Raw genomic sequence first — 14,574 nt, 5'->3', positions numbered from 1 at the left:
CGCATGAGCACCCCAGCAAAAGCAGCCTCCACGCAGGACGTTTTCACCCAACCGCTGCGCGAGCAGTTCGAGGCGTTTATCGACGATCACCGAAATGCTTTAGCCGCGAGTCTAGATTCGCTCACCGAAGAACAAGTACGACGACGGCTGGTGCCTTCGAGGACAACCCTCCTAGGACTGGTGAAACACGCCAGCTTTGTGGAACAGGTGTGGTTCAACGAGGCAATTACTGGCCGGAGCAGAGCCGAGATTGGCATCCCGGCTACTCCCGACGAGTCATTTGTTTTGACCTCTGAAGACACCATTGATTCGGTCCTGGCGGCCTACCAAAGTGCCTGCGACGCATCACGTGCTGCAACAGCGGAGCTCAGTTTGGACGATCTAGTCATCCACAACCGCCGAGGACCCTTGCCACTGCGCTGGATCTACCTGCATGTGCTGCGCGAGCTAGCCCAACATTGTGGGCACGCCGACATCCTCAGGGAGCAAATCATCGCCGTCGATTCACCCCTGCCAGCCCGCGAAGTCGGTGCATAGCGCCGAAATCCCCTGACATTTGCGGGGAGCTCGCAGCGTTGCACCGACCTCGGCGAAGAGTCCAGCGCAGGGTTCGGCGGAAGGAATGGACGTGGCGTGGGTGGTAGGTGCTGCTAGAACTGCGGGCGTTCGCTACCGATAGTCTCGAGGACCAAATCCGGGTAGTTCTTCTGGATCCGGCGAAGCGCCCAAATATCGTTAAACAGGGCCAAGTACTCCCCGTCGGAACGCAAAAGCACCTCGGCGCCAACCACATTCGCCAGTACAGGCATGGTGTCCAGCGTGGTGAGCCGAGCCATGGAGTACGGCAAACGTTCTAGGCGCATCGGAGCGTTAAAGTCGTGCTCCATCCGGTCCTGCACCACCTCAAACTGCATGGGACCAACGGCCGCAAGAACCGGTGCTTGGTCGCCACGAATGTCTGAGCGCAGAACCTGGATAACACCTTCGTGTTCCAGCTGCTCAATTCCCCGGCGGAACTGCTTGAACTTGCTGGGGTCCTTGGACCGGGCAACCTGGAAGTGTTCAGGAGCGAAGAGCGGGATGGCCGGAAATTCCACCGGCTGCTCAATAAACAGGCTGTCCCCCACGCGCAAGGATGAGGCGTTGACCAAACCCACAACGTCGCCGGGGAAGGCCTCATCAATAACTTCACGTTCGCGGCCAAAAACTTGTTGAGCGTACTTAGTGGCGAAAGATTTGTTGGTGCGCCCTTGAGTGACCACCATGCCGCGCTCAAACTTGCCCGAGCACACACGAATAAAGGCAACGTGGTCACGGTGGGCCTTGTTCATACCGGCCTGCACCTTAAAGACAAAGCCAGAGAACGGTGCGTCAACTGGCCGAGTTTCTCCCGTAACGTCGGGGCGGGGTGAGGCCTGGGGAGCAAAATCCACCAGAGCATCGAGGATTTCCTTAACACCAAAGTTCAGTGCTGCGGAGCTGAAGAGGACAGGAGTTGCCTTACCTGCATGGAATTCATCAACGTTGAAGGCCAGGTTGGAATCGATGACCAATTCCGCCTCATCCACCGCGTTCTCCCAGTCCGCACCTTGATTTTCAAGGGCCTGTTCTGGGGTGAAGTATTCGGTAATGGCAATGTTTGCACCAGCGTTGTTGCGCTTGAACTGGGCAAAGCGATCGTTGCGCAAATCCCAAACACCACGGAAATCCCCCGAGATACCAACGGCCCAGGTCAAAGGCATTGGCAACAAACCGGTTCGTTCAGTGATCTCGTCCATCAATGCCAAAGCGTCCAAACCCGGCCGGTCCCACTTGTTGATCACCGTAATGATGGGCAGATTGCGCTGCTTACACACTTCAAAGAGCTTCATGGTCTGCGTTTCGAGGCCTTTAGCTGCATCCACAAGCATCACTGCACAGTCCACGGCAGCGAGTACACGGTAGGTATCTTCAGAGAAGTCGGCGTGACCTGGCGTATCCAAGAGGTTGATCACAGTGTCCCGGTAATCAAACTGCAGCGCAGCGGAGCTGATGGAAATACCGCGGTCCTGCTCCATCTGCATCCAGTCGGAGACTGTCTCTTTACGGTTGGCTTTACCCGAGGACGCACCGGCGGTGCCGATGACCTTCGCGTGAAGTGCCAGCGCTTCGGTGAGAGTCGACTTTCCGGCGTCAGGGTGGGAGATAACCGCGAAGGTACGACGACGGGCCGCTTGCTTTTCGATTTCGTTGCCACGGACTGGGCGGAGGATGTCTTGAGACACGGTGCTGCTTTCGCTACGGGAGTGCTGTGAACTGGGCGCCGGCCATGGGCCGAAATCGCGTGGCGGCGGGAATCTCAAGTTTAGCGCAGGCACCCAAATGGGCCTCCCGACGTCGTACATTGCAGTGCACTAAAGGGGTGCAGCTGCAAAAGTCTTTTGGGGCACTTTGCCTAGCACTGGTGCGGTTTTGGGGTGGGTCAGGCCGTATGATTGTTCAAGGCGAGTCCAAGGCACTTTTGGATTCCACAAAGTCGCGGCCTATCTGGCCGCCTGAGCCGGCCGATCCGGCAACGGTGGAGGAACACAAATATGGCGCGCACGCCTGAAGAATCGCTCAAAGCAACGTTGGCACGCGTTGCCCCAGGCACCCCGTTGCGTGACGGTCTTGAACGAATCCTGCGCGGCCGCACCGGTGCGCTGATTGTGCTCGGCTCGGACCGAACAATTGACTCAATTTGTTCCGGTGGATTCGACATTGGAATCGATTTTTCGCCAACCCGACTGCGTGAACTTGCCAAAATGGACGGCGCCATTGTGTGCGACCGGGATGCAAGCAACATTCTGCGCGCCGCTGTCCAGTTGGTCCCGGATTCCAGCATCGAAACGCAAGAATCTGGTACGCGCCACCGCACAGCTGAGCGAGTTGCCATCCAGACCGGTGTCCCTGTGGTTTCGGTTAGCCAATCTATGCAGATCATCGCGCTGTACGTCAACGGTTTGCGCCACGTGTTGGAGGGCTCTGAGAAGGTTTTGGCGCGCGCCAACCAAGCCCTAGCAACTTTGGAGCGTTACCGTTCGCGCTTGGATCAGGTCACAAGTTCACTTTCTGCCCTCGAAATCGAAGCAATGGTGACTGTCCGCGACGTGGCAATCACGCTGCAACGCCAAGAGATGGTGCGGCGCATTTCCGAGGAGATCTCGCAATACGTTCTGGAACTTGGTGTTGACGGGCGTCTTTTGTCCTTGCAATTGGATGAGCTGACGGTGGGCCGCGGCCCGGGTTCGGACGTCATCATCCGCGATTACGCCGGCGCTGAGGCTTCAGCTGAAGACGTAGAAGCGGCGGTTCAGAAACTCTTGGATCTTGGCGCCTCGGAACTGATTGATCTGGGCAAAATTGCCGGAATCATCGGTTTTGCTGGCGGTGTGGACACGCTCGACGCCATTGTGCAGCCGCGTGGTTACCGTTTGTTGTCCGGCCTTAAGGCTGTTCCGAAGGCCGTTGCCGACCGTCTGGTGGATCATTTCGGCGGGCTGCAATACCTCATGGCCGCAACCATCGAAGACTTGATGACCGTGGACGGCATTGGCGAGCAGCGTGCCCGCACTGTCCGCGAGGGGCTCAGCCGTATGGCCGAGGCGAGCCTGCTAGACCGGTTCCTCTAAACCCGGCTCTAATAACGCCGCCTTACTTCAGCTGAAAAGGTGCCTTGGGGCTGGTTCGTGTACCCAAGGTGGCCTGAAAAATATAGGTGGCCCCACCAGCTCCGGGCGTTGCGTTGACAGCTACACACCCTTCAGCGGATCGGTTTCGTTCCCACACAAAGGTGGCAGTTTCTGATGCGCCGGGAGCGAGTGTTTTGCTCAGATTGGTGGGGTTCGCGAGGCAGTCCCGCGAGCTAAAGATCCGGTCTTGGCCGCTGGAGATCAGGAATTCCATTTGCGAGGTTCCAAGGTTTAGCGGGCAGGCAACCTTTCCCTCGTTGGAGACTTTGAGCGTCAACTTGGGTTTCTCGTTGGCTGCATAGCTTTCTTTGTCCGTGCTCGCCGTGACCTTGACTAGGCCTTCGTCGCATACCGGCGTTTTGGGTGCTGTTGCAGTAGGGCTGGGGCTTTGGGCCGTATTCGAGCTGGCTGGGTTGGCGTTTTCCTCGCCATTGCTGCGGGTCATGGCGGAGATTGCGACGACGGCACCCACCACGAGCGCCACAATCACCAGCAGGATCAAAACCAGAAAAAGCCGACGGCGACGGTAGACTGCTGCGCTCGGCTTGCGCTTGGATGATGTGCCGCGGGATGAATTGCCGCGGGGTGCGCGCGCCGGTGTTTTTGAGTTGTCCTGCCTAGCCATGGTTACAAGGTTAAGTAGCGTATGGCACTAAATCCGCCAACCACGCCGCCGCGAGAGGCAAATCACCGCCAGAACAGGCGAGGACTATACGAGTGTCACCTTTATGCTGGCAATCACGGTGCGCAACTCATTGAGGAGGGAGTCATCAGCGCCCAGGGGGCAGCTGCCGTTGAGTTGGATGAGGTCAATTGCCCCTCCGTTTTCCACACCAGCAACGGCTACCAGCTGCACGAGTGTTCCCGCTTGTGGGTGCTGGTAACCAACCTCGTGCACAAACCAACGCAGCCCGTTCAGTTCAACATAGGCGGAGTCAATAGGCTCTGCGCCATCGAGGTCCTTGAGGGTTGCTTCAATAACCGGGGCTAGTTCCTCGAGTTTGAAGTCTGGTCCGCGGCGGGTTACGGACAATACAATGTTCGGTGCGTAGCGGCCTTCCGTAACTGTCTTAACAAGTGCTCCGAGCGCGTCCGGCATGGCACGTTTGGTCCAGTCGCTGGGCAGCTCCGCAGCAATGTGCGGGTAGGCCGGTAGTTCTGTTGACGGGAAGATTGTTTCAGTCATGTGGTGTTTCCTCACTTCTGCTCAGGACGTATTCGGTGCTACCCAAGGACTTGTTTCTTCACAAAGCTGCCAAAACCAGTTACTGATTCGAGGGCGCGCGGTGCGCTGATGTCCACTGACACACCGCCACCAAGGCCAACAACGTCTGTTAGCTTGGCGCCAATGGCAATCTTAACCCCGCCCGCTTGGGGTGAAATGTCAAAGGTCTCTCCTTCGCCGGCCCCAGCTGCGACCGACCCCTTAACACCTACACGTTGACCCAGGATTTCGGTGTACTGGGTTCGTTCGGCTTCTGCCCCAGCCCCAGCATCGGTTCCCGAAGCGCTCCACTTACCGCCTCCATCACCTGATTCCCAGCCCGCGCCGGGGGTTCCTGCACTGGCCCAAGCGCCAGCTTTGGCGTCTGTTTCTCCGCCAACTTTGAACAGGCCGCCTAAGAACGACGCTTCTTTGGTGTCAGTGGAGCGCACACCTGCGAATGCTTCAACATTGCCGGTGGCTTGCATACCGCCGGGCCCCATCCGAACGTCTCCGTCACCCTTGACTTCAGCGCCGTACATCACCCTGTTGGTGTCCGTCACAACCAGCCAATTGTCGGCCAAGCTGGTGGTTTTAGTTGATTTCACTTCGGCCCCAACAAAGGCTTCACCGTGGACTTCGCCGTTGATTCCGTCCAAGCCTAGGTGCAATTTGCCGTCCGTGGAGGCCCGTGCTCCAACAAACCCTTCGGTGGTGTCATTAAATTTGACCGGCCCGTTTTGATATGTGGTGTCTGCTTTAGCGCCGTACCCGGCGCGCGCGTCGGCTTTGCCGTCAAGGTTTAGGTTTGTGCCGTCTCGCTTGATGTGCCCATCCGCGGAGGCGTCCGTCCCGGAGGTATTGGTGACAGTGGTTTGCCCGTTGCCGCCGAGCAAGGACCACTTTTTGTCCACCAAAATGGGGTTGCCGTCTTTGTCCTTCACTACAACTTTGGTGGAGTCGCCGGGGCCGGCGCCGGGGCCACTGACAGGGCCTCCGCCCGAACCGGAGCTACTGCCGCCAGTTCCGCCGCTAGCAGCATTTGAGCTTTGAGCCTGTTCCTCAGCGTTTTTCTTGAGCGCTTTGGCCTCTTTTTGCAACGCGAGGGCAGAGTTGTTGAGCTGTTGACGCAGATTGCTGCGCCATTGTGCCCGGAAGCGTTCGGCGTCGTTGCCTTTCCACATGTCCGACTTTTCAACCATTTGGTTCAGCTGTTGCGCGAGTGTGCGGAAGGTGCTGGCTGACTTGTCAAAATCGCCTGCGAGCGCCTTGAGCTGTTCAACGTCCGCGCCGTAGAAGCCTGCCATCGATTTCCCCCATCCATTCCTGCTCCACGCTCGCGACTTTCGCTCTTCAAATAGAGTGGATACATCGAAACTATTACACCCTCACTCACCCCGTCGATGGGTACCACTTCCCATCTCAGCAGCGTCCCGGAGCCGGCCACGCTGAGTTTGCTGCACAACAAACTCGCTGACTGGTTCCATAACAACGGCCGCGACCTACCCTGGCGGACATTGTTGAGGAACAGCCCTGAGTGTACTGCTTGGGGAATTTTGGTGAGCGAAATTATGCTCCAGCAAACCCCGGTGGTGAGGGTTTTGCCTGTGTGGGAACAGTGGATGCAACGCTGGCCAACACCCGATGCGCTGGCTGCCGAGCCCAGCGGTGAGGCAGTACGCGCATGGGGCCGGCTGGGCTACCCGCGCCGGGCCTTACGCTTACATGCCGCCGCAATAGCTATTACGGAAGCGTACGACGGCGTGGTCCCGGCCGCGTACCAAGACCTCCTTTCGCTCCCAGGCGTGGGTAGTTACACCGCTGCTGCTGTGTCAGCGTTCGCCTACGGGCGCCGCACTACCGTGGTGGATACGAATATTCGCCGGGTGCATGCCCGCTTAGTCTCAGGTACGGCGTTGCCGGCGCAATCTTTGACGGCGGCCGAAACTCAATTGGCGAATGAACTTCTGCCCGAAGATCCGGCCGCATCGGTGATGTGGAATGCGGCAGTCATGGAGCTTGGAGCCTTGATCTGTACCGCCCGATCACCCAAGTGTGCGCAGTGTCCGGTAGCTGCACAGTGTCAGTGGCGCGCCCAAGGCCAGCCGCCGCCGTCGTACATTCCTAAAGGTCAGCCGTGGCACGGGACTGACCGGCAATTGCGTGGCGCAGTGATGGCTGTGTTGCGTGAAGCTGAGCAGCCGGTGGCCGAGGGTGCGTTTTTTGTGGCTCCGGTGGATCTGCATTTGGATTCGGAGTGCATCTCGGTGCCTCTGGCGGCGTTGCATGGGCTTAATCCTGAGCCCGAACGGCTGGAACGTATCCTTGCTGGGCTGGTGAACGACGGTCTGGCCAAACGCTCCCCTGCCGGAATCCAACTCCCGAGCTAATTTCCCTCCGTCACCCCCGCCGAGTGTGCATTTAATGCCAATGTTCTGCGAAAACATCAGCATTAAATGCCAACTCGGCGGGGGGTGAAGACGGCTCAGGTGAGAAGGGCGAGTTGGCGGGGGGCTTAGAGTTCGCCGAAGCCCTCTTGGACTTTTTGGCCCACAAAGTCCACTGCTTTCTGCGCATCGGGCCCGGTGGCACGAACCGAAAGTGTGCTGCCCTGTTTCGCGGCCAAGCTCATCAACATCATGATCGATTGCGCGTCCACCCCGTTGATTTCAATCTCAACGTCGAGGGCTGAGAGCGCTCCGGCCAACACCGCGGCGGGCCGGGCGTGCAAGCCGAGCTGGTTGGGTAGAACGAACTCGCCGGTCACAGCCGGAGCAGTCTCGGCGAGCCCTGCACCAGTTGCACCGGAAGTGGCAGTGGCAGCAGCACCAAATCCCGCGGGCAGTAAAGCATGCTCAGCTGCGGACTTGACCTGCTCCAGCGTTCCGCCACCCTGGGCAGCCACAGCAGCAGCCACCAAACCTTCCACCAGGGGCGCGTCGGCCAGCAGGATATCCGGCGGAGAGCCAATGAACTCGAGCGCCGATTCGGCTGTCATCACAGCCGATCCCAAGTCAGTCAGGACCACCACACCACCACCTGATTCGGCGGAGCCCATGGCATCCATGACCAACTCCAGGCTGGTCCCAATTCGGCCATCATCCGTGCCACCGGCGGCCACAATTTTGACGTCCGGAGCCATTTGGGCGGCGAGTTCCACGGCACCTTCAGCGATTTTTGAACTGTGCGAGACGACTACCAAGCCCACCGTCATGCCGGAGCCCCAGCGTCAGCTGAATCTGCAGAGCCAGCTGCATCAACGGCTGCTCGCAACAACAAGGCAGTGGAGGCCGCACCTGGATCTCGATGCCCGGCGCTTCGCTCCCCCAAATAGCTAGCCCGCCCCTTGCGCGCCACCAGTGGGTCAGTCGCCACGGCACCAGCTTCGGCGGCAAGCGCTGCGGCTTCAAGGACAGCTACGACGCCGGATGGATCCTGCGCTGCGGCCTTTTGTGCCGCTTCGACCGCCGGAGTCCACGCGTCAATCATGGTTTTGTCACCCACTTCGGCCTTGCCGCGGGCAACAATGCCGTCGCGAGCTGCGGTAAGAGCGGTGGACAGCAACGTGCCGTCGAGCTCTGGCACCTCGCCCACCGCTGTAGCTGCACGCAAGAATGCTGTCCCGTAGAGGGGACCGGCGGCCCCGCCCACCTTGGACATCAGCGTCATGGCGGTGAGTTTAAACGCGGCGCCGGGACTCTCAGGAGGCGTTTCGGAGAGCTTCTGGATAACTGCTTGGAAGCCGCGGTCCATGTTTTCGCCGTGATCAGCGTCGCCAATGGCCCTGTCCAAGTTCATCAGTTCCTCGCGGTGTGCGGCGATCACTTCGGCACAGCCCTGAAGCCAGCGAATAGCCCATCCTGTATCAAGCGTTTCTGTCATTTCACTTCCCCCAGCGCAGTGCTGCGGTGTGCACTGGCGCGTCCCAGAGTTGGGTCATTTCCTCGTCGAGTCGCAGCACAGAGATGGAGCAGCCCTGCATTTCGAGTGCGGTGATGTAGTTGCCCACCAGCGAGCGTTCCACGGTGACTCCGGCGTCGGCGAGCAGCGCATGTGCCTTGCGGTAGACGATGTATAGCTCGCTCAGTGGTGTCCCGCCCATTCCGTTGACAAAGAGCAGCACGTTCTCCCCGGACTTAAGCCCTAGATCAGAGGTGACTGGTTCTAGGAGGCGGGCGGTGATTCCGTCAGCGTTTTCCATTGCGATCTTGTGCCGGCCAGGTTCGCCATGAATGCCGATTCCAATCTCAATCTCGTTCTCTTCGAGGTCAAAGCTGGGCACACCTGCGTGTGGAACGGTGCATGCGGAGAGCGCCACACCCATAGTACGAACGTTCTCGTTGACTCTGTTTCCGATGGCCGCAACGGCGTCCAGGTCATCGCCGCGTTCGGCCGCGGCGCCGGCAATTTTCTCAACCAAAACAGTGCCGCCCACCCCGCGCCGCCCGGCGGTGTAGAGCGAATCTTCTACCGCGACGTCGTCGTTCACTAAAACGGTGCGCACCTGTACGCCTTCCGCCTCCGCCATCTCCGCCGCGGTCTCAAAGTTGAGCACGTCACCGGTGTAGTTCTTCACAATATGTACGACGCCGGCACCTGAGTTAACGGCCAGAGTGGCCGGAATAATCTGGTCAGGTGTTGGGGAGGTGAAAACGGCGCCGGGCACTGCGGCGTCGAGCATTCCGAAGCCTACGTAACCGGCGTGAAGTGGTTCGTGGCCGCTACCGCCGCCGGAAACCAAACCGACTTTGCCGGCCACCGGCGCATCTTTGCGCGTGATGTACATCGGCTCGGTGTTAACTGTCACGAGGTCGGCGTGGGCTAGACCAAATCCCTCTACGGATTCGTCCACTACTGCACGCGGATCGTTGATAAGTTTTTTCATGGCGAAACTCCCTGTTTGCTGGCTGCTTTGAGAATTGAAACCTAAAGCAGACCATACTCGCGTGGCGCCGTGCAGGGTAGAGGAATTTGCCTACTGGAATGTTTAGAGAGCGCGAATCATCCGGGTGTTGCCAAGGGTGTTCGGTTTAACGCGGGCCAAGTCCAAAAATTCGGCCACACCTTCGTCGTGGGAACGCAGAAGCTCGGAGTACACGGCAGGGTCAACACCGCTTTGTACCGCCATCACTTCGAAGCCGTGCTTTTGAAAGAAGTCCACTTCAAAAGTCAGGCAAAAAAGCCGGCTAACGCCAATTTCCACGGCGTCTTTGAGCAACCGGGTGACCAACTGGTGCCCCACACCCCGGCCACGCCAAGCGCTGTCAGTGGCAAGAGTGCGGATTTCTCCGAGGTCCTCCCACATAATGTGCAAGGCTCCGCACCCAATCACTGTTCCGTCTTCGGTGACTGCCACGCGGAACTCTTGAAGGGCCTCGTAGTACGCCACGGATTCCTTGGCGATCAAAATTCGCTCTTCGGCCAGCGGCGCCACCAATGCTTTGATGGCGGGGACGTCGGAAGTGCGGGCGGGCCGAATCTGGAACGTGGAACTCACGTTCCCCATAGTACGGCCCACCCACACTGTGCCCAACGCTGGTTACTGCAACAGTGACCAAGCGGATAGTTTGAGCTTTCCTAGAACCCGGGTTTACAAACCTAGAGTTTCTGGCAGGCCAAGGTCTTTGTCCAAAACATGCTTGGCCAAGAACTGCTCAACCACGCCGTACCAAACCTTCGAGTGCTGCGGCTGTAGGACCCAGTGGTTTTCATCTGGGAAGTACAAAAAGCGGTGCGGAGTTTTACCGTCGTCGTCAGCGGCGAGCTTGGACTTGGAAAGCAGCTCATACCAAAGACGCAAACCTTCGCCGATCGGCACACGGTAGTCCTTGTCTCCGTGTACCACCAGCATGGGTGTACTGATGTTCTCCACGTGGTGGTGAGGCGAGTTGGCCTCAATCATTTCTGGGGTCATCTCTTTGAGCCAATACATTGCCGCATCCGTGGTGGCGCCAAACTGATCCAGTGCCCACAGGCTGGCGTGGGTGACGATTGCCTTAAACCGGTCAGTGTTTCCGGCAACCCAGTTGGCCATGTACCCGCCGAAGGAACCACCCATTGCGGCGGTGCGTGTGTGATCGATGTCTGTACGTTTTTCCACAGCATCGGTCAGCGCCATCAAGTCGGTGTACGGGTTTTTACCCCAGTCGCCCCAACCGCGTTGAATGTAGTCCTGACCGTAACCGGTTGACAGTGCCGGATCTGGCAAGAGCACTGCATATCCCTTGGCAGTGAGCAGCCACGGGTTCCAACGCCAGGTCCACGCATTCCACGAACCCAAAGGCCCGCCATGAATCCAGAGCAGTAGCGGAGCCGGGTTTGCTTCCGAAGCACCCTCCGGCAAGGCCAAGTAGCCGGGGACCCGGACACCATCCGCTGCGGCGGTCTCAACACGCTCCAGTTTTCCCGGGAAGGAGGGCCGTTCGGCGGGAGCTTGCAGGCGTGTCACTTCACCACTTGCAAGATCAATGCGCACCACCTCGGAGGGAAACTCGTAGGAGCTGCGCAGCGCGTAGGCCGTTTTGCCGTCCGGCGCAACCAGAACATTCGTGTACGCCGAGGCATCCTTCGTCACCCGGGTGACGGCCCCGTCAGCCACCGAGACGGCGAACAGCGGCGAGGCGCCGTCGTCGTCAGCTGTAACCAATACTGAGCTGCCGTCTGGAAGCCACGCCACTGGGTGCCCCCACCTGTCCCAATCGGGGGCGAGCTCACGGGACTGGCCCGTGGCAACATCCAGAAGGTTCATCCGGACGCGCGGCGCTTCCTGCGGGGTGGTATGCGACTCCGCGACAAACGCCAGCGTCCCATTGTCCGGGCTCACCGGCCCAGCGTAAAAGTCCAATCCTTCGGTATCCAAAAGTGTCCGCATGGTTCCGGACTCGGTGTCCACGGAAACAAGATCGCCGCGCATGTCGCCGCGTGCCACACCTCGGTTCAGGGTGGTGTAGATGGTTTTGCCGTCCGGGCTCACGGAGCTGTGACTCTCGCGCAGCTGTCCACGCACGTGTGGGGTGAGGTTGCGGAGCTTTAGTGGTGGCAGCGCGTCCACGGTGGTGGGTACTGCCGCTGCGTCAGCACGCTTCTCTGTATCAGCTTGTGTATCGGGTTCGATGGCGAACAGGCGCGGCTCCGCGGGCCCAAGGTCAGCGTCCCAATAACGCACCGGGTATCCACTGTGGAGGATAGCTGCGACTGACTTGTCCTTGCGGGACTTGCGGCGCTCCTCGTCTTCGCTTTCGTCAGCGGCGCCGGGCAAAACCGAGGCCGAAACAAAAGTCGCCTCGGCTGCGGAAGCAGTAAGAACCTCAGAGATTCCGCCAGCACGGGATAAGACCACACGAGCCTCGCCACCAGCAGCCGGCAAGAGCCACAGTGCGTTGACCGGGTCATCTTCCGAGGTTTCAGGATCGGGCCGGGCGGAGGTGAAATACAGGTCGCCGCTGGCTGTAAACACAGCACCGGCCTCGCCTTTGGCGCTTCGAGTAATACGACGCGCGGGCCGGGCACCTTCCGGGTCCAACTCCCACAACGCCGACTTGTACTCGGTGGCCTTGTTGTTGAGCGTTGCCACGGTAGTGACGAGTCGCTTCCCGTCCGGGCTGAGGGCCAGGCCGCTAACTCGGGGGATGGCCAAATAGTGATCCATGTTGTGGAACGGTGTGGAAGAAGTCATAGCTCCATCCAAGCCGGATTGTGAGCTAAATTACAGGGCTTTCACTCAGAGTGAAACGTTTACTTCAGGCCTAACCCACCTGAGACAACATTGTGGCTGTTCCCTTCGAAGGGAACAGCCACAATGACTATCTAGTTGACTTGGGGGATGGCGCTAGTTGTTGCCAAACTTTTCTTGCGCACCATCGATCATTTCGTTGGCCTTGTCGCCGAAGCCACCGAGCTTGTCACTGTGCTGCTCTTGCAAGCCGTCTACAGCCTCGTTGGCCTTGCCGGACAAATCGCCGAGGCCGCCGAAGCCGCCCTCTTGCTGCTGTCCATTCGGGTCATTACCCTCGGTGGGCTGACGCTCACCATCCGGATTGTTCAGGCCGCCCTCATTGTTGAAGATGCCTTCAGTGGTGTTCTCTACATTTTCCGGATTGAATTCGGTGCTCATTTGCCTACCTCTTTCCGTTGCTGGAGAAATGCTTTTCAGGCCGAGCTAGCTTGGCCTTTTCGGTACTTGCCGGGGTAACCCGACGCACCCACTGTAAGCGGCTCTTCACGGTTCGTGGTGAATGTTCTGCCGTGGTGAATGTTCATGCCGCTGTTCTGGCGGCACTGCGCAACAGAATACGCGTTTTGTAGTTGCGTGCGTTGGTGAATCCGCGGCCTGTCCTTTTTATGTGCTTGATCGCGGTGTTGTTAGCTTCCACTTTCGCCGTTGTCGCGCCGGTGACAATGAGGACTTCAATCTCTTGCCACCACCGGCAGACCGTGCGCCAGAGCCGGTTCGTTTCCGGCTGAGCGGCGCGTTCGACCAGGGCCTGCAGGCGCTCTTTCGCGGCGGCCGCGTCGGCAAGGGATCCGGTGGCGAGCAGCGTCCGGAGCTGCTCTTTGACCAGCCATGCGGCCTGCAATTTTCCGGTGGCGTCGTCGGTTGCGAACACGGTGCTGAGCCTGTTCCGGGCCCGGTCAGAGAGTGATTCCCCGGCGCGCAGGAGCAGGCGCCGGTTGGCCCAGACCGGGTCGATGGAACGTCCCCGCCGGCCATGGACCTGCTGGGTGAGACGTTGCCGGACCTCGGTGAGCATGTCGTTGCCGAGCTTGACGAGGTGGAACGCATCGACCGAGACCGCGGTGCGAGGGAGCCACATCCGCAGGGCCTTGCGGAACGCGGCGGAAGGGTCGATCGCGACGACCTGCACGCCCAGACGCCACTGAAGCGGGCGGGCGAACAGCCATTCTCCGACGCCCTCACTGTCGCGGCCGTCCACGATCCCGAGCACCTGGCCGGTGTCCAGATCAACAATGGTCGTCATCCAGGGTTCGTAGCGTTTCCAGGCCTTGGTGGAAGGGTCGCGGAAGAACCGCACGGAACGGTAGCGGTGTTCATCGATGCCGAGCATCCGGGGTGCCAGGGCATCAACATCAGGCAGGGTCAGCGCCGCGGAATCCAGAGCCCGCTGGACCAGCCACCATGAGACACCGAACGAGGAGGCCGCTTCCGCGGCGGCCCTTCCGGATCCAATGACGGCGGCCACGAGGGCATCGCGGAGCCGGCGGGTGGACCGAGCGCGGCGCGGGACCTGGGCGGTCTCCTCGGCGAATGTCCGCCGCGGGCAAAGGTACTCATCGCAGAAGAATCTCCGCTTGGCCCAGATCACTTCGACTGGGCCGGCGACAGGGATGTCGCGCAGACGTTGTGGGCGGCGGGAATGCACGCGGGTGCTGATCACACCACAGGATGGGCAGCCGGACTCGGCAGTGGCTTCAACGCTGACCCGTCGCTGCCCGAAAGTGAGGATCTCAGTGTCTGTGACGCGGTAGTCGGGCAGGTTGAAAATGGCGGTGGCAGCATCGGGGCGCGGGGAAGTAGGCTCGATCAAGGCTCGTAGCTCCTGACTCTTGATGAATGCGTAGAGAACATCCATCACAGCAGGGCTACGAGCCCTTCAGCTTTCAAGACACGGAACCCGTTTCACCACGAACCACGGAGAGCCC

The 14,574-nt window shown here is 59.6% G+C and carries 14 protein-coding genes; 3 read left to right on the top strand and 11 right to left on the bottom strand.

The window, feature by feature from the left end; translation table 11 throughout:
- Window positions 1–3 precede the first annotated feature (3 nt).
- Entirely contained in the window at window positions 4–537 is a 534-nt protein-coding gene (locus ACQR35_RS11925) for a DinB family protein (protein ID WP_430267713.1), read from the top strand.
- A gap of 113 nt (window positions 538–650) precedes the next feature.
- On the opposite strand, the gene ACQR35_RS11920 is transcribed toward ACQR35_RS11925, so the two are convergent.
- Window positions 651–2,264 carry a peptide chain release factor 3 gene (locus ACQR35_RS11920; protein WP_430270149.1) on the bottom strand — a complete coding sequence of 538 codons (1,614 nt, stop codon included), beginning with the start codon at window positions 2,262–2,264 and terminating at the stop codon, window positions 651–653.
- Window positions 2,265–2,573: 309 nt separating this feature from the next.
- Here ACQR35_RS11920 and disA point away from each other — a divergent pair, with 309 nt between their 5' ends.
- Window positions 2,574–3,650 (top strand): DNA integrity scanning diadenylate cyclase DisA, encoded by a 1,077-nt coding sequence (disA, locus tag ACQR35_RS11915; protein ID WP_430267711.1) that lies wholly within the window; start codon window positions 2,574–2,576, stop codon window positions 3,648–3,650.
- Window positions 3,651–3,672: 22 nt separating this feature from the next.
- Here disA and ACQR35_RS11910 read toward each other — a convergent pair whose 3' ends face one another.
- From ACQR35_RS11910 to ACQR35_RS11900, 3 genes are all read right to left on the bottom strand, one after another.
- Complete coding sequence (locus ACQR35_RS11910) at window positions 3,673–4,335, bottom strand: hypothetical protein (protein WP_430270148.1); 663 nt, start codon at window positions 4,333–4,335, stop codon at window positions 3,673–3,675.
- An 84-nt stretch (window positions 4,336–4,419) separates the two neighbouring features.
- A complete protein-coding gene (locus ACQR35_RS11905; RefSeq protein WP_430270147.1) occupies window positions 4,420–4,896 on the bottom strand; it encodes a hypothetical protein in 477 nt (158 codons plus the stop codon).
- Window positions 4,897–4,934: 38 nt separating this feature from the next.
- A complete protein-coding gene (locus ACQR35_RS11900) occupies window positions 4,935–6,221 on the bottom strand; it encodes a WXG100 family type VII secretion target (RefSeq protein WP_430270146.1) in 1,287 nt (428 codons plus the stop codon).
- A gap of 96 nt (window positions 6,222–6,317) precedes the next feature.
- Between ACQR35_RS11900 and ACQR35_RS11895 the strand changes: the two genes are divergently transcribed.
- Complete coding sequence (locus ACQR35_RS11895; RefSeq protein WP_430270145.1) at window positions 6,318–7,304, top strand: A/G-specific adenine glycosylase; 987 nt, start codon at window positions 6,318–6,320, stop codon at window positions 7,302–7,304.
- A gap of 125 nt (window positions 7,305–7,429) precedes the next feature.
- On the opposite strand, the gene dhaM is transcribed toward ACQR35_RS11895, so the two are convergent.
- The 7 genes from dhaM to ACQR35_RS11860 form a co-directional block, all read right to left on the bottom strand.
- Window positions 7,430–8,128, bottom strand: a complete 699-nt coding sequence (gene dhaM / locus ACQR35_RS11890; protein ID WP_430267706.1) for a dihydroxyacetone kinase phosphoryl donor subunit DhaM — start codon at window positions 8,126–8,128, stop codon at window positions 7,430–7,432.
- Window positions 8,125–8,796, bottom strand: coding sequence for a dihydroxyacetone kinase subunit DhaL (gene dhaL, locus ACQR35_RS11885; RefSeq protein WP_430270144.1), 672 nt, complete (start codon window positions 8,794–8,796; stop codon window positions 8,125–8,127). The genes dhaM and dhaL overlap by 4 nt, the downstream gene beginning before the upstream one ends.
- A gap of 1 nt (window position 8,797) precedes the next feature.
- Window positions 8,798–9,799: a dihydroxyacetone kinase subunit DhaK gene (gene dhaK / locus ACQR35_RS11880; RefSeq protein WP_430270143.1), complete on the bottom strand. Its 1,002-nt coding sequence runs from the start codon at window positions 9,797–9,799 to the stop codon at window positions 8,798–8,800.
- A gap of 102 nt (window positions 9,800–9,901) precedes the next feature.
- A complete protein-coding gene (locus ACQR35_RS11875) occupies window positions 9,902–10,420 on the bottom strand; it encodes an amino-acid N-acetyltransferase (RefSeq protein ID WP_430267703.1) in 519 nt (172 codons plus the stop codon).
- 84 nt (window positions 10,421–10,504) lie between these two features.
- Window positions 10,505–12,589, bottom strand: coding sequence for an alpha/beta fold hydrolase (locus ACQR35_RS11870; RefSeq protein WP_430270142.1), 2,085 nt, complete (start codon window positions 12,587–12,589; stop codon window positions 10,505–10,507).
- A gap of 153 nt (window positions 12,590–12,742) precedes the next feature.
- Window positions 12,743–13,027 (bottom strand): hypothetical protein, encoded by a 285-nt coding sequence (locus tag ACQR35_RS11865; RefSeq protein WP_430270141.1) that lies wholly within the window; start codon window positions 13,025–13,027, stop codon window positions 12,743–12,745.
- A gap of 142 nt (window positions 13,028–13,169) precedes the next feature.
- The gene (locus ACQR35_RS11860; protein WP_430268232.1) at window positions 13,170–14,459 is read right to left on the bottom strand and encodes an ISL3 family transposase; all 1,290 of its coding nucleotides are present in this window, start codon (window positions 14,457–14,459) and stop codon (window positions 13,170–13,172) included.
- Between the last annotated feature and the right edge of the window lie 115 nt (window positions 14,460–14,574).

The sequence above is a fragment of the Pseudarthrobacter sp. J1738 genome, assembly GCF_050490315.1.
In the GTDB taxonomy this organism is placed as follows: domain Bacteria; phylum Actinomycetota; class Actinomycetes; order Actinomycetales; family Micrococcaceae; genus JBNPEO01.
Note: the sequence above shows the minus strand (reverse complement) of the source record. Positions and strands in the feature narration are given on the sequence as shown.

Excerpts from the sequence above, each read along its gene's own strand:
- ACQR35_RS11925 (WP_430267713.1), top strand. The coding sequence starts at position 4 with ATGAGCACCCCAGCAAAAGCAGCCTCCACGCAGGACGTTTTCACCCAA.
- disA (WP_430267711.1), top strand. The coding sequence starts at position 2,574 with ATGGCGCGCACGCCTGAAGAATCGCTCAAAGCAACGTTGGCACGCGTT.
- ACQR35_RS11910 (WP_430270148.1), bottom strand. The coding sequence starts at position 4,335 with ATGGCTAGGCAGGACAACTCAAAAACACCGGCGCGCGCACCCCGCGGC.
- ACQR35_RS11905 (WP_430270147.1), bottom strand. The coding sequence starts at position 4,896 with ATGACTGAAACAATCTTCCCGTCAACAGAACTACCGGCCTACCCGCAC.
- ACQR35_RS11900 (WP_430270146.1), bottom strand. The coding sequence starts at position 6,221 with ATGGCAGGCTTCTACGGCGCGGACGTTGAACAGCTCAAGGCGCTCGCA.
- ACQR35_RS11895 (WP_430270145.1), top strand. The coding sequence starts at position 6,318 with ATGGGTACCACTTCCCATCTCAGCAGCGTCCCGGAGCCGGCCACGCTG.
- dhaM (WP_430267706.1), bottom strand. The coding sequence starts at position 8,128 with ATGACGGTGGGCTTGGTAGTCGTCTCGCACAGTTCAAAAATCGCTGAA.
- dhaL (WP_430270144.1), bottom strand. The coding sequence starts at position 8,796 with ATGACAGAAACGCTTGATACAGGATGGGCTATTCGCTGGCTTCAGGGC.
- dhaK (WP_430270143.1), bottom strand. The coding sequence starts at position 9,799 with ATGAAAAAACTTATCAACGATCCGCGTGCAGTAGTGGACGAATCCGTA.
- ACQR35_RS11875 (WP_430267703.1), bottom strand. The coding sequence starts at position 10,420 with ATGGGGAACGTGAGTTCCACGTTCCAGATTCGGCCCGCCCGCACTTCC.
- ACQR35_RS11870 (WP_430270142.1), bottom strand. The coding sequence starts at position 12,589 with ATGACTTCTTCCACACCGTTCCACAACATGGATCACTATTTGGCCATC.
- ACQR35_RS11865 (WP_430270141.1), bottom strand. The coding sequence starts at position 13,027 with ATGAGCACCGAATTCAATCCGGAAAATGTAGAGAACACCACTGAAGGC.